The organism is Streptomyces avicenniae (assembly GCF_000719135.1).
Lineage (GTDB): Bacteria > Actinomycetota > Actinomycetes > Streptomycetales > Streptomycetaceae > Streptomyces > Streptomyces avicenniae.
Map to the genome: position 1 here is coordinate 525324 of NZ_JOEK01000001.1, position 16163 is coordinate 541486.

The following is a 16163-nucleotide window of genomic DNA, read 5'->3' on the forward strand; positions in this document are numbered from 1 at the left end:
GCCGACGGCGGCGCCGGTCGCGCGTGCCGCGCGGGCGGGCGGCCCCGTGCGCGAGAGGAAAGCGAATGTTCGTTTTTCTTCGCCGGGGCAGGGAACGGAGCGGTGCCCGGTCGTCGGCTCAGGTCCGGCGGCCGGGCCGCGTGAGGGAGCGGCGCTCAGGCCGCCAGCCGTGCCGCCAGTTCCTTGGCCGTGGCGCGCGCGGAGTCGTGGGCGCGGTCCGCGGACGCCTTCGCCTTGTCCCGCAGGGGAGCCATCGCCGGGACGAGGTGGGCCAGCGTCAGCTCGGGGACGATGAAGGTCGCGTCGAGCTGGAGCGCGCCCTCCAGCAGCCATGCCAGGTACGGCTGCGCGTAGTCGTTCCCCGCCATCGGCGTGCCCTCGGCGTACGAGCCGCCGCGGCTGGTCACGACGGTCACCGGCTTGCCCGCGATGGTCGAGGTCTCGCCCGCCGTACGGCCGATGACGATCACGTGGTCCAGCCACGCCTTCAGCACGGACGGTATCGAGTAGTTGTACAGCGGGGCGCCGAGCAGCACGGCGTCCGCCGACTCCAGCTCGGCCGTCAGCTCCTCGCGCAGGGCGAACGCGGCGGTCTGCTCGGCGCTCCGCTCGCCGACCGGCACGTTCTGGGTGTGGTAGGCGATGCCGGTCAGGTGGGGCAGAGGGGCGGCGGCGAGGTCGCGGTAGACGACCTCGCCCTCGGGGTGCTGCTCCTCCCACGCCTCGCGGAAGGTGCGGGTGACCGCCCGGGAGACGGACGCGTCGCCGTTCAGCGAGGAGTCGATGTGCAGGAGCGTGGCCATGGGTCTTCCTCCGGGAAAGTGAAGTTCTCAGGTACTGTTATGAAGTACTCAACTAGTAATAGCACACCCACTTACTTTTTTGCAGTAGAGGTGATCGGGGCCGCCCCGGATAGGCTGATCAGATGCCGGACGCACAGGACAATCAGGGCCCACCTGGCTGTAGCGAGCCCGACTCCGCCATCAACCGCGTCTTCGAGCTGCTCGGCAAGCGCTGGACGGGGCTCGTCGTCGCGGCCCTCATGTCCGGCCCAGGACACTTCGGCGAACTGCGCCGCGCGGTTCCCGGCATCAGCGAACGGATGCTCTCCGACCGCCTCTCGGAACTGGCCGCCCTCGGGCTGCTGACCAGGCACGTCGTGGACGGTCCGCCCGTGCGCGTCAAGTACGAGCTGACCCGCTCCGGGTACGAACTGCGGCCCGCCCTCGTCGAACTGAGCCGCTGGGCGGAGGAGAACCTCGACCTCGGCGGCGCCCGCTGCCCCGAGCAGCTGCGCCCCTGACCCTTAGGCTGTCCCAATGGCAGCGAGCGACGCCCCCTTCGACGCGCAGAACCAGACGTCCTCCCCCCAGGCCGTCCCCGACCCGCCCGACCCCGCTGAGCGGGCCGCCTACGAGGAGGCCGCCGAGCGCCTCGCGCGCGCCGTCCGGGCCGCGGAGGCGGCGCTGATCGAGTTCGAGATCGCCGTCGAGACGTTCCGCATCGAGGTCGAGAACTTCTCCCGCCTCCACGAGGAACGCCTCGGTCCGCTCTACGGGCGCATCGAGGAACTGGACGCGGCCATCGCCGAGGCCGTCGCCGCCCGTACCGGCGACCCCGAGGACGAACGCCGCGCCCGCGAGGCCCGCGCCGCCCTGACGCCGATGCCGCAGGTCTCCGAGCTGTTCCACGGCTGGCTCGACAGCGACGGCTACAGCACCGAGGGCTACGCCATGCTCACCGAGCAGCCCGTCCAGCGCCCGCCGCGCGTGCGCCCCGGCGAGAAGGTCCGCCGCCTCTACCGCGACCTCGTGCGCCGCTGCCACCCCGACCTCGCCACCGACGAGACCGAGCGCCACCGCCGCGACGTCTTCATCTCGCGCGTCAACCTCGCCTACGCGCGCGGTGACGAACCGGCCCTGCGTGAACTGGCCGACGAGTGGGACCGCGGCCCCGAGCCCGAGCCCGCCGGTCTCCCGCACGAGGAGCTGTACGCCCGGCTGGAGTGGCTGGCCAGGCGCAAGGACCTCCTGGCCGACGCCGTGGCCGCGCTGGAGGACAGCGCCGTGGGGTCGATGCTGCGCATGGCGGGTGACGATCCGGACGGCATGCTCGCCGAGGTCGCCGAGGGACTGCGGCGGCAGATCACCGAACGGGAGGCCGAGCTGGCCCGTCAGCGCGACGGGGGCGCCGCGCGGGCGCCCGCGGCGCCGCCTGACGAGGCGGGCGAGGCCGGCGACGGGGCGGGCGCGGCCGGGACGAACGGTTAGGGTCGGCGGTATGAGCTTCGCTTCCCTCCCCTCCGTGCCCGCCGCCGCCGTCCCCGAGGGCGCGCCCCTGCTGGACGTCCGCGAGCACGACGAGTGGACCGCAGGGCACGCGGACGGCGCCGTGCACGTCCCGATGGGCCAGGTCATGGAACGGTTCGAGGAGATCGCCGGGAACGCGGGCGACGGCGAGGTCTACGTCGTCTGCAAGGTGGGCGGGCGGTCCGCCCAGGTCGCCCAGTACCTCATCCAGCGCGGTGTGAACGCCGTGAACGTCGATGGGGGCATGCACGCCTGGCAGGCCGCGGGCCGTCCGCTGAGCGCCGAGGGCGGGGAACCGTACGTCCTGTGAGGCCGGTCCCGGCCCGTGGCGGCGGCCGTGCGTCCTGACGTACGGCCGCCCTCACTGGTAGAACGGCGGCGTGACCAGTGAGAACGCCTCTGCCGGGGCAGGCGGTGCGCGCAGCCAGAAGGACCGCATGCTCGCCGGTGAGCCGTACATCGCCGACGACCCGGAGCTGAGCGCCGACGCGGCGCGCGCCGAGCGTCTCACCGAGCGCTTCAACGCGTCGCGGGCGGGGGAGCCGGGCCGTGTCGGGATCCTCGCGGAGCTGATCGGTGATCTGGGGGAGGACGCCTACGTGCGTCCGCCGTTCCGGGTGGACTACGGGCGGTACATCACGATCGGGGCCCGGACGTTCGTCAACACCGGAGGGGTGTTCCTGGACGTCGCGCCCATCACCATCGGCGCGGACTGCCAGATCGGCCCGAACGTCCAGCTGCTGACGCCCACCCATCCGGTCGAGCCAGGGGCGCGGCGCGCCAAGTGGGAGGCCGCGGCGCCCATCACGATCGGCGACAACGTCTGGCTCGGGGGTGGGGTGATCGTCTGCCCCGGCGTCACGATCGGGGAGGACACGGTCGTCGGCGCGGGGGCGGTGGTGACCAGGGACCTGCCGTCCGGTGTGGTCGCGGCGGGCAATCCGGCGCGTGTGCTGCGGGAGGTCCCGCCGGACGCCTGAGCCGGGTCGGGCGGATGGTCGGGCGGCCGGTCAGGTGTGGGCGATCTCGACGGTGAGGGTGTCGCCCTCGGCCGTCACCTGGAAGCCGGGCCGCTCGGCGCCCTCCTGCCCGACGCCGATGCCGAGGGCCGACTCGCCCTCGAACGAGCCCAGGTGTCCCAGCGCGCGGACCGTGTCCGTCGTGCCGTCGAGGGGGACGTCGGCGTCGGCCGTCGTGAAGACGAGGACGAGCTTCAGGCCGTGCGCGCCGGGCAGGTCGGCCTCCTCCCCCTCACCGGTGTGCAGGACGAGCGGCTCTTCGTAGACGGCGAGGTACGGCGGGGTGCCCTGGTCGAAGGTGAGGGTGACGCTGTCGTGGCCTTCGTGCTCCTGGGTGGAGACGCTTTCGAGCCGGGCGGGTGCGGTCTCGGCGCCGGACCTCCGGCCCTCGCCGGACTTCTCGCGGGTGTCCCAGCCAGTCGCCGCGGTCTCGTGGTGGTCGTCCGTCGCCGTTCCTTCGCTCGGGTCGGCCACCGGTGTGGTGGCGGTGCTCCCGTCGGTCGGTGCTGTACGGGTCTCGGGCGAGGACTCCGTCCCGCAGGCGGTGACTCCGAGGACGAGGACCAGCCCGAGGGCGAGGGCGGTCGAGCGAGCATGTCCGGACCGGCGTATCACGCGGACCCCCCCCGGGCGAGCGAAGAAACGATTGCCCTGATGATCTCACGCCAACTCGGGCGATCGCCAGGCGAGTTGGCGGCACATGCGGGAGGGTGGCCGCTGGTGTGCGAAAACGAACGTTCGTTTTTTCGAGCTTCCCGCCGACCACCCGCGGTCGCCCCCTGGGACGTGTGGCCGCCGGGAGGTGCCGGGGCGCGGGGTCGGGCGGACGGTGGCACGGTCGCGCGGTCCGTCCGCCCCTTGCGCCCGGCTGTCGCGAGGCACGCGGATGCGCGGCCTCGGCCTGCCGCTTCACACGGGAGCACGTACGCGCGGGGCGGCCTCACGGGCGTGACGGGCCGCCCACGCTGTGGTTATTCGTGCAGCGGTTCGCATCGACGCGCCGGGCCGTGCGCCTCGTGCGGCGCGGGTGCGTCCACCACCGTGGACGTGGGGCCGGTGCGCAGGGTGCCCGGACGGCCGCCGGGCGCGCCGGGTCCCGCCGGAGAGGACGGACCGACGAGAAGTGTGCCAGGGCGGTGACGGCCGGACCGCCCGGGGTGGAGGAACCATGACGCGGACCGCTACGACGAGCCAGGACGGCGCCCCCGCCGCGCCCGCGCCACCACGCGGGGACGACCAGGAGAGCGCGACCATGCGGCAGTTACGCGAGAAGGTGCGGGAGGCGAACGCCCGGAGCGCCGGGAACGCCCAGCTCAGGTACGACGGCTGACGGCGTCCGCCCCTCGCCGCATGCCGCCGCCACGCGACCTGTGACCGGACGCCGTCTGACATGCAGATGAACTGCCGTTTCCAGTGGCGCAGTTGAGTCAAGAGTTGCTCAACGGATCGTCAAGACAGAACCGTTGGCCATAGGTACACGGTTAGTCTCCGGCCGTGATATCGACCGTACGTGCGAACAGACCCGGCGGCGCCCCGCGCCGCACCGTGCTCCGTACCGCGCTCGCAGGGGGTGCCGCGACCGCCGGTGCCTTCCTCGCCACCGCCCCGACCGCCGCCGCCGAAGGCCGCGCGGACCGGAGGCCCCGTCCGACCACACCCGCCGAGGCCCTGACCGAACTGGCGGCGGGCAACCGCCGCTGGCGCACCTTCCGCGAGCGCCACCCGCACGAGGGCCGCGTGCTGCGGCAGGAACTCGTCGGGGGCCAGGACCCGTTCGCCCTCGTCCTCGGCTGCATCGACTCCCGGGTGCCGCCAGAACTGGTCTTCGACCAGGGTCTCGGCGACCTGATGACCGTCCGCTCGGCGGGCGAGGTGCTCGACGAGGCGGTGCTCGGCAGCATCGCGTACGGCGTGCTGGAGCTGGGGATCCCCCTGGTCCTCGTCCTGGGCCACCAGTCGTGCGGCGCGGTCGCGGCGGCCGTCGAGGCCGAGGAGCACGGGACGCATCTGCCCGCCCACATCCAGTACCTCGCCGACCAGATCACCCCGGCGATCGACCACTCGGTGACGGGTGACGCGCGGGTGGACGCGACGGTCACCGCGAACGTCGCCCTCGTCCGCTCCCGGTTGGCCGCCGAGCCCGATCTGGCCGCCAAGGTCGCGACCGGCGACCTGGCGATCGTCGGGGCGCGCTACGAGCTGGTGAACCAGCGCGTGCACGTCGTGGACTGACCGCCAGGGGCGGAGGGTGAGGCGTGGTTGACGCCGCCGCACCGGCGGCGTCCCCGCTTCAGCGGCGTTCGAGGACGACCAGCGGGATGTCCCGGTCCGTCTGCCCCCGGTACGTGTCGTAGAGGGGGAACAGCGCGGTCATGCGTGGCCACAGCGCCGCCTTCTCCGTGGGGTCGGCGGTGCGGGCGCGGGCCGTGAAGCGCTCGGCGCCGACCTGGAGGGTGACGTCCGGTTCCGCGTCCAGGTTGAGGTACCAGGCGGGGTGCCGGTCGGCGCCGCCGTTCGACGCGACGAGCAGGTAACGGCCCGCGTCCTGGCCGTAGATGAGCGCGGTCCGGCGCAGCGCGCCGGACCTGCGTCCCCGGGTGGTCAGGAGCAGGGTCGGCAGGCCCTGGTAGTCGTGGCCCTCCGCGCCGTCCGTCGCGACGTACCGGCGGATGTGCTCCGCGACCCAGCCCGTCGCGTTGTCGATGACCTTCTCGGTCTCGTCACCGTCGCTCACGCGGCGGGCCCCGCCGTGACGGGCGCGGCAGGCGCGGCGACTCGCGGCGACGCACGGCGCAGGAGCGGTATGAGGACGGCGGCGACCGCGAAGTGCGTCAGCGCCAGCACGGCCTTCGTCCCGCCCGTCGCCTCCACGTCGAGGAGCGGCACGCACGAGAGCGCCAGGACGACGACGGCCACGGCCGTCCACACCGTGCGGGCCCTGGCAGAGGCGAATCGTTCCAGCACCGCCAGCAGCGCCCAGCCCAGCAGGGCGGCGGCGGCCGAGAAGAGCACGATGGCGGCGGCGCCGACGTCCTGGGGGTCCTGGTCGCCCTGGGTGAAGACCATCTCGGCGCCGAGGACCGGGTCGCCGACGAGCCAGACGAGCAGGGCCGCGGCGACCGAGCCGAGGACGGCGAGGCCGCGCAGGGCGCGTGTGCCGGGGCGGTCGGGTGTCGGGGCAGGGGTGGACATGGTGAACTCCTTGTGATCGACCATTGTTGATGACCTCAACTGTTTGGGCAGTCTAGGGTATGTGCTTGAGGTGCTCAACAGTTCTCCGGCCGAAGGGCGCGGCGTACGATCGGGAGCATGAGCGCCCAGCACAGCGACCCGGTCGTGGACGAGGTGGCCTCGCTCGTGACGCAGATCTCGGAGCGTCTCCGTCTCGACTTCAACGACACCGCCGCGGGCCTCGACCTGCCGCCCGCGCAGGCGATCGTCGTGGCCCGGCTGGACGAGCCCGCCCCGATGCGGCGGCTCGCCGAGTGGCTGTCCTGCGACGCGTCCAACGTCACCGGCATCGTGGACGGGCTCGAACGCCGGGGGCTGGTCGAGCGGCGCACCGACCCGGCGGACCGGCGGGTCAAGATGGTCGCGCTCACCGACGAGGGGCGGCGGCGCCGCGTGTCGCTCGGGCGCCGCTACCACGCGTTCACCGGCGGGCTCTTCGACCTGCCGCCGGAGGAACTGGGCACGCTGCGGGACCTGTTGGCCCGCGTCATGGCGGGCGCCGACGGCTGAGACGGGCCCGCTGCGCGGACGGGCCCGGCGCCGTCAGCCGAGGGTGTGCCCGCCGTTGACCTTGACGCGTTCGCCGGTGACGAATCCGGCGGCTGGTGAGGCGAGGAAGGCGACGGTGGCGGCGACGTCCTCGGGCCGCCCGAGGTGGCCGAGCGGCACCCCCGCGGCGTAGTCGGCGAGGGACTCCGGCGTCGCGTCGGCGTGCCGCTCCACCGGGATCCAGCCGGGGGCGACGGTGTTGACGGTGACGCCGTACGGGCCGAGGGCGCGCGCCCAGATCTCGGTCAGCGCGTGCTGGGCGGCCTTGGCCGCGATGTAAGGGGACATGTCGGGGAGGACCCGTTCGAGCACGTCGGAGCCGATCTGGATGATCCGGCCGCCACCCAGGTCGCGCATGGCGGGGAGGGTGGCCTCCATGAGGAGCGTGGGGCTCTTGACGAAGAACGTGAGCTGGTCGAGGTGGTCCTGCCAGGTGACGGTCTCGGGGGCGGTCAGGGGCTGGGGGCCGGTGGCGTTGAGGACCAGGACGCCGATCGGGCCGAGGTGGTCGGTGATGTCGCCGACGAGCGTGGTGACGGCGGCCTCGTCGGTGACGTCGGTGGGGAACGCCTCGGCGGTGCCGCCCGCGGCGCGGATGTCCGTGACGACGCGGTGGGCGGCCTCCGTGCCGGAACGGTAGGCGACCGCGACCGGGTGCCCTTCGGCGGCGAGCCGGCGGGCGATGGCGGCGCCGAGACCACGGGAGGCGCCGGTGACGAGCGCGGTACCGGGGACGCGGGGGGTGCCGGAAGTTGTCATGAGGTCAACCTAGGCTGCCACGAGCGGACCGTGGGAGGGGAGTGGTGGGCGTGGGAGCGCGGGACATCCGGTTGAGGCAGGGGACGGTGCGGGCGTGGCCCGCCGCTCCCGGCTCCGCCGTCCTCGTGGCGCGGGGCATCCCGTACGCGCGTCTCAGGGGGGCGGGCGCGGGGTGGGGTGGTGGAAAACGAACGTTCCTTTCCGCAGAGCCGAACCGCAAAAAACGAACGTTCGTTTTTCGAGAAGCCGCCCGCGACCGGTTCCCCCCGCCGCAGGCCCCGGCCGCCTGGCAGGGCGTCCGGGACGGCGGCGCGTTCGGCCCCGTCGCGCCGCAGTCGGCCCGTCTCCCCGGCGCGCCGGTGTGGGACCCGGACGACCCGGCGGGCGCGGACTTCCTCACCGTCAACGTGTGGGCACCGGCCGCGCGCGGCACGTCCGGCCTGCCCGTGCTGGTCTGGCTGCACGGCGGCGCGTACACCTTCGGCTCCGCGGCCCAGCCCGAGTTCGACGGCGCAGTCCTCGCCGCCAGCGGGAACGGCATGGTCGTCGTCACCCTCAACCACCGCCTCGGCTTCGAGGGGTACGGCCTCGTCCCCGGCGCCCCGCCCAACAGGGGGCTCCTCGACCAGGTGGCCGCGCTGCGCTGGGTCCGCGACAACGCGGCGGCGTTCGGCGGCGCACCGGACAACGTCACCCTCGCCGGTCAGTCCTCTGGCGCCACCTCCGTCCTGTGCCTCATGGCCCCGGCCCGCGGCCTCTTCCGCCGGGCGATCACCCACAGCGCCGTGGGCCCCGTCTTCTCCCACCGCCTCGCCACCCGCATCGCCCGCCGCGTGGCGGAGCGGACGGGCCCGCTGGCGGAGGCGTCCCCCGCCGCGCTCGTCGCGGCGACCGACACCGTGGCCGCGGCCGGTTCGCGCCCCTACAACCCCGTCGTCCACGGCCCGGTCCTGCCCGACGATCCCGCCACCTCCCCCGACCCCGCCGTCGATCTCCTGGTCTGCACGACGTCGCACGAGTTCTGGCTGATGGACGCGTTCGGCCAAGGCCGCCCGGTCCGCACCGACACCGACCTCGCCGCGTTCGCCCGCTGGTCCCGGCTGCCCGCCGGGCTGACCGACGGCTACCGGACGCTGATGCCCGGCGCGTCCGCCGCCGACGTCTACCTGGCGGTGCACGGCGACCTGCTCTTCGGGGAGTACACCCGCCGCCTCGCGGACCTCCACACGGCGGCCGGTGGACGCACGTACCGTGCGCGCTACGACGGTGCCTGGCACGGCGCGGAGATCCCCCACGCCTTCGGCAACTCCCCGGAAGGCCCCGGGGAGATCACGGCCGCCTGGGCGGCGTTCGCCGCGTCGGGCGACCCCGGCTGGGCCACCGGCACCGTACGCCGCTGGCAGGCGCCGGGCCGGCCACCCGGCCCGCCCGTCCCCGAGCCCGAGGACACCCGTGCCCTGTGGGCGCCGTTCGCCTACTCCCCCGCGTCCCGCTGAACCTCCCCGATCCGCTCGCGCAGCGGGCGGCGTTCCAGCGCGGCGAGCGTCTCGGTGACGAGGCGGCTGAGCGGGTAGGGGAGTTCGGTCTCCAGGGCGGCGGCGGCCCGCTCCGTCGCCGCCCACTCGGCGTCGATCCTCGGCAGCAGCGCCTCGGCCTCGGGGGTCAGGCGCACGAGGCGCTGGCGCGCGTCCTCGTCCCCGGGGGTGAGGCTGACCAGCCCCTCCTTGGCCATCTGCGCGACGGTCTGGCTGGCCGCCGAGTGCGTGACACCGATCGCGAGGGCCACCTCCCGGATGGGCAGCGCGCCCCGGGCCGCCACGGCGCGGACGACGGGCGCGAAGCGCGGGCGGAAGTCGGGCAGGCCCAGGTCGGTGTAGACGGCCTGGACGTCGCGGTCCAGCGTGTCGAGGAGGAGCCGGAGGCGCGTGCCGAGGAAGGCCGGGCCGGGAGGAGCGGCGTCGGGGAGAGCGGCGTCGGGGGGCGGGGCGGTCATGGCGCCGAATATAACAGCGCTTCTATATAAGCACTGTTATATTCACGCCCCGGAACACCGACGACACACCGTGAGGGCGAGTGACATGAGCGGAACCAGCGGCATGCTCGACGTGGGCGACGGCAACCACGTCCACTGGGAGGCGCACGGCGACCCGGCGGGCAAGCCCGCGCTGATCGTCCACGGCGGCCCGGGGACCGGGAGCAACCCGGTCAGGCCCGGCCTCTTCGACCTGGAGCGCTACCGCGTCGTCCTCCTCGACCAGCGCGGCTCAGGCCGCAGCACCCCGCACGCGAGCGACCCGGCCACCGACATGCGCCACAACACGACGCACCACCTCGTCGCCGACATGGAACGCCTCCGCACCCACCTGGGCATCGACCGCTGGCTGCTCTACGGCGGCTCCTGGGGCTCGACGCTGATCCTCGCCTACGCCGAGCAACACCCGGAGCGCGTCTCGGAGATCGTCATCGCGAGCGTGACGACGACCCGCCGCTCGGAGATCGACTGGCTGTACAGGGGGGTCGGACGCTTTTTCCCCGAGGAGTGGGAACGTTTCCTCGCCGGGGCGCCCGGCACCCCGCGCGACGGCGACGTCGTCGGCGCGTACGCCCGCCTGATGGAGGACCAGGACGCGGCGGTCCGCGCCAAGGCGGTGGCCGACTGGTGCGCCTGGGAGGACGCGGTCCTCTCGGGCGAGACGAAGGGCGGCCCGCGCCCGTTCGGCGACCGGCCGCCCGCCGCACGGGTCGCGCTCGTCCGCATCTGCACGCACTACTTCGCGCACGGGGCCTGGCTGGAGGAGGGCGCGCTGCTGCGGGACGCGCACCGGCTCGCGGGCATCCCCGGCGTCCTCGTGCACGGGCGGCTCGACATGGGCGGTCCGCCGCACACGGCCTGGGCCCTCGCGCAGGTGTGGCCCGACGCGCGTCTCCATGTGACGGAGGAGGCGGGGCACCTCGGGAACGAGGCGAGCCGCGCCCATGTCCGCGCCGCCCTCGCGGAGTTCGCGGCAAGGGGCTGACCTGTGCCGGTGGCGGTTTCCGGACACCACGTCCGCAGCGCGACGTCCGGCCGCCGCCGGTGCCCGGCCGCGCGCCGGGCCACGATCGGTGGCATGAAGGAAAACGATTTCGCAGGCAGGACGGCGCTGGTGACGGGTGGCGGCCGGGGCATCGGCGCCGCGGTGGCGCTCCGACTCGCGGACGGCGGCGCGGACGTCGTGCTCACCTACCGGCGTGACAAGGACAGCGCGCGGGCGGTCGTCGGGGAGATCGAGCGGCTCGGGCGGCGGGCGTTCGCGGTCCTGGCCGACGGCGAGGACCCGGAGGCGGTCGAGGCGGCCGTGGACACGGCGGTCGCGCGGACCGGCCGCCTGGACGTCCTGGTGAACAACGCCGCCGCCTTCCCGGTCGGCCCGCTGGAGGAACTGGACCGCGCCACGTTCGACGCGACGGTCGCCGTGAACGTCCGCGCCCCCTACCTGGCGTCCCGGGCCGCCGCCCGCCACATGACGGAGGGCGGCCGGATCATCAGCGTGGGCAGCAACGTCGCCGAGCGAACCGTGTTCCCCGGCTTCACGCTGTACGCGCTGAGCAAGGCGGCGCTGACCGGTATGACGAAGGGGCTCGCCCGCGACCTCGGGCCGCGCGGCATCACGGTCAACCTCGTCCACCCGGGCCCGACCGACACGGACCTGAACCCGGCGGACGGCCCGAACGCGGCCACCGTCAACGGGTACACCGCCCTCGGCCGCTACGGGACGCCCGACGAGATCGCGAGCGCGGTGGCGTTCCTGGCCTCCCCGGCGGCCGGGTACGTCACGGGCGCCTCGCTCCACGCGGACGGCGGCTTCACCGTCTGAGCCGCCTGCCTCCGGGCCGCCCTCCTCAACGGGGGGCGGTCTCGGGGACGGTGAAGTACTCGCCAGCCGCCGGGACGCCGACGCCGCGCCAGCGGAACGGGACGCCGTGCGCGATGCGCAGGTCGTCGGAGTCCATCAGCTGGAAGTGCAGGTGCGGCTCGGTGGTGTTGCCCGAGTTGCCGCACCGCCCCAGCACCTGCCCGGCGCGCACGCGCTCGCCCGCCCTGACGGTGACGGAGCCGCGCTTGAGGTGGGCGTACAGGGCGTAGGTGCCGTCGCCCAGGTCGAGCAGGACGTGGTTCCCCACCACCCAGTACGGGCCGCCGATGCTGCGCAGAGCGCCTTCGAACAGCAGGTACACCATGGCGGGCCACGAGTTGCGGCTGAGGTGGTCGCGCCGCTTGGCCCCGGTGCGTACCACCGTCGCGTCGGCCACAGCGAACAACGGTTCGCCGAACGCGGGGAAGTGCGCGTTCCTGCGCATCAGCGGCCACCAGCCGAACGCCGGGCGTGCCCCGGCCCGGTCCTCGGGCTCGGCGAGGATGTCGATCGCGTACGCCTGCCCGAGCCCCCTGGTGCCGTGGCTCGGGACCTTGTCCGCCGGGCTGTTGTGCCCGAGCCAGCGGCCGGTGACGGGCGGGTCCACCTCGACGGCCACTGGCTCGGCGTGCGGCCGGGACAGCCGCCGCGCCACGTACGGCAGCACGACGGCCGGGACGGCCGCGAGCCAGGTGATCAGGTACGTGTACCGGATGTCGAAGAGGAGGTTGGTCACGGCGAGGCCGGCGAACACCCACCACATCACCTGCCCCACGGCGCCGAGTGTCCGTACGGGTATGCGCATCGTGCTGCTCTCCTCGGGTGGGTGCGGTGGGTGCGGTGGGTGCGGGGGTCAGGGCAGCGCGGCGGCGAGGGCGACCAGCAGCGGGACGACCCGCTGCGGCGGCACCTCGTGCCGCCCCCTGGCGGCGGGGCGCAGCCATCCGGCGGCGGTCAGTTGCCGCAGGTGGTGGTAGATCTGGCCGGTGGTGCCGAGGCCGTCCAGGGCAGCCAGCTCGGCGACGGTCCGGCGTCCGGCGAGGATCTCCTTGAGCAGCCGCATCCGCACGGGGTGCCCGAGCGCGGCGAACACCTCGGCCGCGTCCGTCCAGTCGCTCTCCAGGAGCACGTCGGTCGTCCGGCTCCACTGCCACTCGACGGCTTCGCCGGTGGGCAGCCGGACCGCGCCGGTGAACAGGACGCCGCCGTCGGCCGCCTCCTCGTCCGCCAGCGCGGACTTGAGGCCCTCCAGCGCCCAGAAGGGGTCGGCGGACGGCCGACCCCCTTCCCCGCCGCCGGGCGCCGCGCCGTCACGGCCTCCGCCGTCGCCGGGCTCGCCCGTGCCACGGCGCTCCAGCTCCGCCACGCGTCGCTCCAGTGCGGCGACGCGTTCGTCCAGTTCCATGGGGGGATATTACGTACCTACGTAAAACTTGTAAACCCGGGATTGTCAGTGGCGTCTCGTACGGTCCTGGTCATGGGAAAGGTCACGTTCGTCGAGGAGACGACATCGGGGGGCCGGAGCACCGGCCGGGGGATCGACGTCGCCGAGGGGCGGCTCCCGTTGCGCGAGCTGATACGGCGCCGTGTCGAGCACGAGGTGGCGGAGTCCGACGACCGTGCGCCGGGCGGCCTCGCGCCGCGGACACCCCGTCAAGCGGACGTCGCCGCGCGGACGGAGCGGGCGCTGAAGGAGTTCGCGGGCAACGGGTTCGTGGTCCTGGTGGGGGAGCGTCAGATCACCGACCTCGACGAGGAGATGGACCTGACGTCCGGCGCCGAGGTCACGTTCCTCCGGCTCGTCCCCCTGGCCGGGGGCTGACGCGATGGAGTTCATCGACCGCGTCCGCCGCTTCCGCACCGCCGTCGCCGCCGACGCCCTGGACACGGCGGCCGATCTCCTCCTGGAGGCCGCGCAGGTCCCAAACGCCCCTGTCGTCTGGGACTGGGAGCTCTCGACCCTGAGCGCGCTCCCCGCCGACGTACGCGGCCGGTTCACCGACGAGGTGGCCGACCGGCTCACCGCCGTCACCGGGACGGAGACCAGACGGCGCGTCCTCGTCCTCTTCTCCCGCCTGCCGCCCGCGGCCGGGCCCGACCGCCTCGCCGCGGAGCGCGTGCGCGAACTGGCCGACGCCGCCGAGGACTTCCTCATCTGGGAGTGGGACGGCCTCGGCCATCTCGCCCACGCGGAACTGGACGCAGGCCGCGCCGTGGACCCGGCCGTCGTCGCCGCCGTCCGCCGCAGCCTTCTCGACCCCTACCACCCCATCCTGCCGTCCGACCGCATGCAGACCCTCGGCAAGCGCCTCACCGAGCCCGTGCTCAACGTCGGCGAGCCGTGGGCGGAACACGCGATGTCCCTGGCGGACGGGCCGGACGACCCCTGGCTCGCCCTGCTGCGCCATCTCACGACCGCGACGGCCGCCAAGCCCACCGTCGCCTGGCGCAAGGTGGCCGCCGCCCGGATCGAGGCGGTCGGCCAGGACAGGGTGCTGGCCGCCGTCAAGCCGCTCGCCGCGCTGGTCGGACGGCCCCGCACCGTGCCGCTGCGCGTCCGGTACGACCGGGGCGTCAACGAACTCTTCGACTCCTACAACGCCGTCGCGTTGCGCGGTCTCGCCTGGCTCACGACCTGCCTGCCCCCGCATCCCGACGTCGCGAGCGCCCTCGGCGTCCTCGTGGAGGCCGCGCTCCGGAAGATCCCCGGCACCGGCCCCCGCAACCCGAAGGTCGCCAACGCCGCCGTCCTCGCCCTCTCCCGCATCGAGGGCGACGCCGCGCTCGCCGAGATGGCGCGGCTCACCACCCGCGTCACCGCCAGGGCGACGGCGCGGATGCTCGACGGCGCGCTGGAGTCCCGCGCCGCCGAACTCGGCATCACCCGCGACGACATCGAGGAACTGGCCGTCCCCACCCACGGACTGGCCGAGGGCGGGCGGCGTGTCCTGACCTTCGGCGAGGCGACCGCCCACCTGGAGGTCCAGCGCACGAAGGCGGTCCTCACCTGGCGTACCGCTGCGGGACGCGTCACCAGGAGCGTCCCGGTGGCCGTCCGCCGGGACCACGCGGAGGAACTGAAGGCGCTCAAGTCCTCGGTCAAGGACATCGACCGGACCCTGCGGGCGCAGGGCGAACGGCTCGACCGGCTGTTCCTCGCGCGCAGGACGTGGTCCTACGCGGCCTGGCGCGAGCGGTATCTCGACCACCCGCTCGTCGGCACGCTCGCCCGCCGCCTCCTGTGGACCGTCGATGGCGAGACCGTGTGCTGGGCGGACGGCGGCCCGCGCACGCTCGCCGGAGACCTGGTGAGCCCCGCCGCGGCGGCCGGTCCCGGGGCCGACGGTCCCGAGGTGGCGCTGTGGCACCCGGCGGGCCGGGAGCCCGCCGAGACGGCGGCCTGGCGTGCCTGGCTTGAGGAACGCATGATCACCCAGCCGTTCAAGCAGGCCCACCGCGAGGTGTATCCGCTGACCGACGCCGAACGCGCCACCGGCACGTACTCCAACCGCTTCGCCGCCCACGTCCTGCGTCAGCACCAGTTCCACTCGCTCGCCGCCGTCCGCGGCTGGCGCAACAAACTGCGGCTCGCGGTGGACGACGAGGCCCCGCCCGCCACCCGCGACCTGCCGCGCTGGGGGCTGCGCGCCGAGTTCTGGATCGAGGCGGACTCGGGCGACCACCGCGACCTCGACCTCACCGACTCGGGCGCCTACGCCCGGCTGGTCACCGACCAGGTGCGCTTCTACCCGATCGACGCGCCGCGGAACTCGGCCCACTGCGGGGGCGGCGCCTACGTGATGCGCCCGCACACCGAACCGCTCGCCCTGGAGTCGATACCGCCGCTCGTGCTCAGCGAAGTGCTGCGTGACGTCGATCTGTTCGTCGGCGTGGCGAGCGTCGGCAACGACCCGACGTGGCAGGACGGCGGCCCCGGCGGGCGGCACCGCGCGTACTGGGCGTCCTACGGGTTCGGCACGTTGAGCGAGTCGGCGCGGACGCGCCGGGCGCTCCTCGAACGGCTCGTGCCCCGGCTCGCGATAGCCGATCGCTGCACCCTCGACGGCCATTTCCTCCAGGTGAAGGGGAGCCTGCACACGTACCGCATACACCTCGGTTCGGCCAACATCATGATCATTCCCGACGACCGCTACCTCTGTGTCGTCCCCAAGGCGGACGGCGGGCGTCACCCGGCGGCGTACCTGCCGTTCGAGGGGGACGGCATGCTGTCCGTCATCCTCAGCAAGGCGTTCCTCCTCGCCGACGACGCCGCGATCACCGACCCGACCATCCTGAGCCAGCTCTGACCAGGCCCCCGCACGGCCGTCCCCTCGCGGGGAGGCGGCCGTACGGCGGTGTCGCCCGACCGCGCGGTACGCCGCTCCGGCCCGCGGATCACG

General features: G+C 74.0%; 20 protein-coding genes. 12 read left to right on the forward strand and 8 right to left on the reverse strand.

Annotated features, from left to right (window positions below; translation table 11 throughout):
* Positions 1-155: 155 nt before the first annotated feature.
* Positions 156-803: an FMN-dependent NADH-azoreductase gene (locus IF27_RS02425; RefSeq protein WP_052847531.1), complete on the reverse strand. Its 648-nt coding sequence runs from the start codon at positions 801-803 to the stop codon at positions 156-158.
* A gap of 122 nt (positions 804-925) precedes the next feature.
* Here IF27_RS02425 and IF27_RS02430 point away from each other — a divergent pair, with 122 nt between their 5' ends.
* The 4 genes from IF27_RS02430 to IF27_RS02445 all read left to right on the forward strand — a co-directional run bounded on the left by IF27_RS02430 (position 926) and on the right by IF27_RS02445 (position 3289).
* Complete coding sequence (locus IF27_RS02430) at positions 926-1303, forward strand: winged helix-turn-helix transcriptional regulator (RefSeq protein ID WP_052847532.1); 378 nt, start codon at positions 926-928, stop codon at positions 1301-1303.
* Between the two features lie 16 nt (positions 1304-1319).
* Positions 1320-2270: a J domain-containing protein gene (locus IF27_RS02435; protein WP_223290882.1), complete on the forward strand. Its 951-nt coding sequence runs from the start codon at positions 1320-1322 to the stop codon at positions 2268-2270.
* A gap of 10 nt (positions 2271-2280) precedes the next feature.
* A complete protein-coding gene (locus IF27_RS02440; RefSeq protein WP_052847533.1) occupies positions 2281-2619 on the forward strand; it encodes a rhodanese-like domain-containing protein in 339 nt (112 codons plus the stop codon).
* Between the two features lie 127 nt (positions 2620-2746).
* Entirely contained in the window at positions 2747-3289 is a 543-nt protein-coding gene (locus IF27_RS02445) for a sugar O-acetyltransferase (RefSeq protein WP_052847534.1), read from the forward strand.
* Between the two features lie 30 nt (positions 3290-3319).
* On the opposite strand, the gene IF27_RS02450 is transcribed toward IF27_RS02445, so the two are convergent.
* Complete coding sequence (locus IF27_RS02450; RefSeq protein ID WP_190232771.1) at positions 3320-3943, reverse strand: AMIN-like domain-containing (lipo)protein; 624 nt, start codon at positions 3941-3943, stop codon at positions 3320-3322.
* Positions 3944-4496: 553 nt separating this feature from the next.
* Between IF27_RS02450 and IF27_RS30795 the strand changes: the two genes are divergently transcribed.
* Positions 4497-4658, forward strand: a complete 162-nt coding sequence (locus IF27_RS30795) for a hypothetical protein (protein ID WP_190232772.1) — start codon at positions 4497-4499, stop codon at positions 4656-4658.
* 167 nt (positions 4659-4825) lie between these two features.
* Positions 4826-5560 carry a carbonic anhydrase gene (locus IF27_RS02455; RefSeq protein ID WP_190232791.1) on the forward strand — a complete coding sequence of 245 codons (735 nt, stop codon included), beginning with the start codon at positions 4826-4828 and terminating at the stop codon, positions 5558-5560.
* A gap of 58 nt (positions 5561-5618) precedes the next feature.
* On the opposite strand, the gene IF27_RS02460 is transcribed toward IF27_RS02455, so the two are convergent.
* Both IF27_RS02460 and IF27_RS02465 read right to left on the reverse strand, forming a co-directional pair.
* Complete coding sequence (locus tag IF27_RS02460; protein WP_052847537.1) at positions 5619-6062, reverse strand: nitroreductase family deazaflavin-dependent oxidoreductase; 444 nt, start codon at positions 6060-6062, stop codon at positions 5619-5621.
* Entirely contained in the window at positions 6059-6520 is a 462-nt protein-coding gene (locus IF27_RS02465) for a DUF6069 family protein (protein WP_052847908.1), read from the reverse strand. Before IF27_RS02465 ends, IF27_RS02460 begins: the two co-directional genes overlap by 4 nt.
* 117 nt (positions 6521-6637) lie before the next feature.
* Between IF27_RS02465 and IF27_RS02470 the strand changes: the two genes are divergently transcribed.
* Positions 6638-7069, forward strand: a complete 432-nt coding sequence (locus tag IF27_RS02470) for a MarR family winged helix-turn-helix transcriptional regulator (RefSeq protein ID WP_052847538.1) — start codon at positions 6638-6640, stop codon at positions 7067-7069.
* Positions 7070-7102: 33 nt separating this feature from the next.
* Here IF27_RS02470 and IF27_RS02475 read toward each other — a convergent pair whose 3' ends face one another.
* Positions 7103-7867: an SDR family oxidoreductase gene (locus IF27_RS02475; RefSeq protein WP_052847539.1), complete on the reverse strand. Its 765-nt coding sequence runs from the start codon at positions 7865-7867 to the stop codon at positions 7103-7105.
* 125 nt (positions 7868-7992) lie between these two features.
* Between IF27_RS02475 and IF27_RS02480 the strand changes: the two genes are divergently transcribed.
* Complete coding sequence (locus tag IF27_RS02480) at positions 7993-9363, forward strand: carboxylesterase family protein (RefSeq protein ID WP_338058191.1); 1371 nt, start codon at positions 7993-7995, stop codon at positions 9361-9363.
* Here the strand turns inward: IF27_RS02480 and IF27_RS02485 are convergent.
* Positions 9342-9860 carry a MarR family winged helix-turn-helix transcriptional regulator gene (locus IF27_RS02485; RefSeq protein WP_052847541.1) on the reverse strand — a complete coding sequence of 173 codons (519 nt, stop codon included), beginning with the start codon at positions 9858-9860 and terminating at the stop codon, positions 9342-9344. The two genes, IF27_RS02480 and IF27_RS02485, sit on opposite strands and share 22 nt — an antisense overlap.
* Positions 9861-9945: 85 nt before the next feature.
* Between IF27_RS02485 and pip the strand changes: the two genes are divergently transcribed.
* Positions 9946-10884: a prolyl aminopeptidase gene (gene pip / locus IF27_RS02490; protein WP_110945451.1), complete on the forward strand. Its 939-nt coding sequence runs from the start codon at positions 9946-9948 to the stop codon at positions 10882-10884.
* Positions 10885-10977: 93 nt separating this feature from the next.
* On the forward strand, positions 10978-11724 hold the full coding sequence (locus tag IF27_RS02495) for an SDR family NAD(P)-dependent oxidoreductase (protein ID WP_052847543.1): 747 nt from the start codon (positions 10978-10980) through the stop codon (positions 11722-11724).
* Between the two features lie 25 nt (positions 11725-11749).
* On the opposite strand, the gene IF27_RS02500 is transcribed toward IF27_RS02495, so the two are convergent.
* Complete coding sequence (locus IF27_RS02500; protein WP_110945452.1) at positions 11750-12568, reverse strand: M23 family metallopeptidase; 819 nt, start codon at positions 12566-12568, stop codon at positions 11750-11752.
* A gap of 48 nt (positions 12569-12616) precedes the next feature.
* A complete protein-coding gene (locus IF27_RS02505; RefSeq protein ID WP_052847544.1) occupies positions 12617-13168 on the reverse strand; it encodes an ArsR/SmtB family transcription factor in 552 nt (183 codons plus the stop codon).
* Between the two features lie 72 nt (positions 13169-13240).
* On the opposite strand from IF27_RS02505, the gene IF27_RS02510 reads away from it, so the two are divergent.
* Both IF27_RS02510 and IF27_RS02515 read left to right on the forward strand, forming a co-directional pair.
* Positions 13241-13585, forward strand: a complete 345-nt coding sequence (locus tag IF27_RS02510; RefSeq protein ID WP_052847545.1) for a hypothetical protein — start codon at positions 13241-13243, stop codon at positions 13583-13585.
* 4 nt (positions 13586-13589) lie between these two features.
* Positions 13590-16070 carry a DUF4132 domain-containing protein gene (locus IF27_RS02515; RefSeq protein WP_052847546.1) on the forward strand — a complete coding sequence of 827 codons (2481 nt, stop codon included), beginning with the start codon at positions 13590-13592 and terminating at the stop codon, positions 16068-16070.
* The last annotated feature ends 93 nt before the right edge of the window (positions 16071-16163 follow it).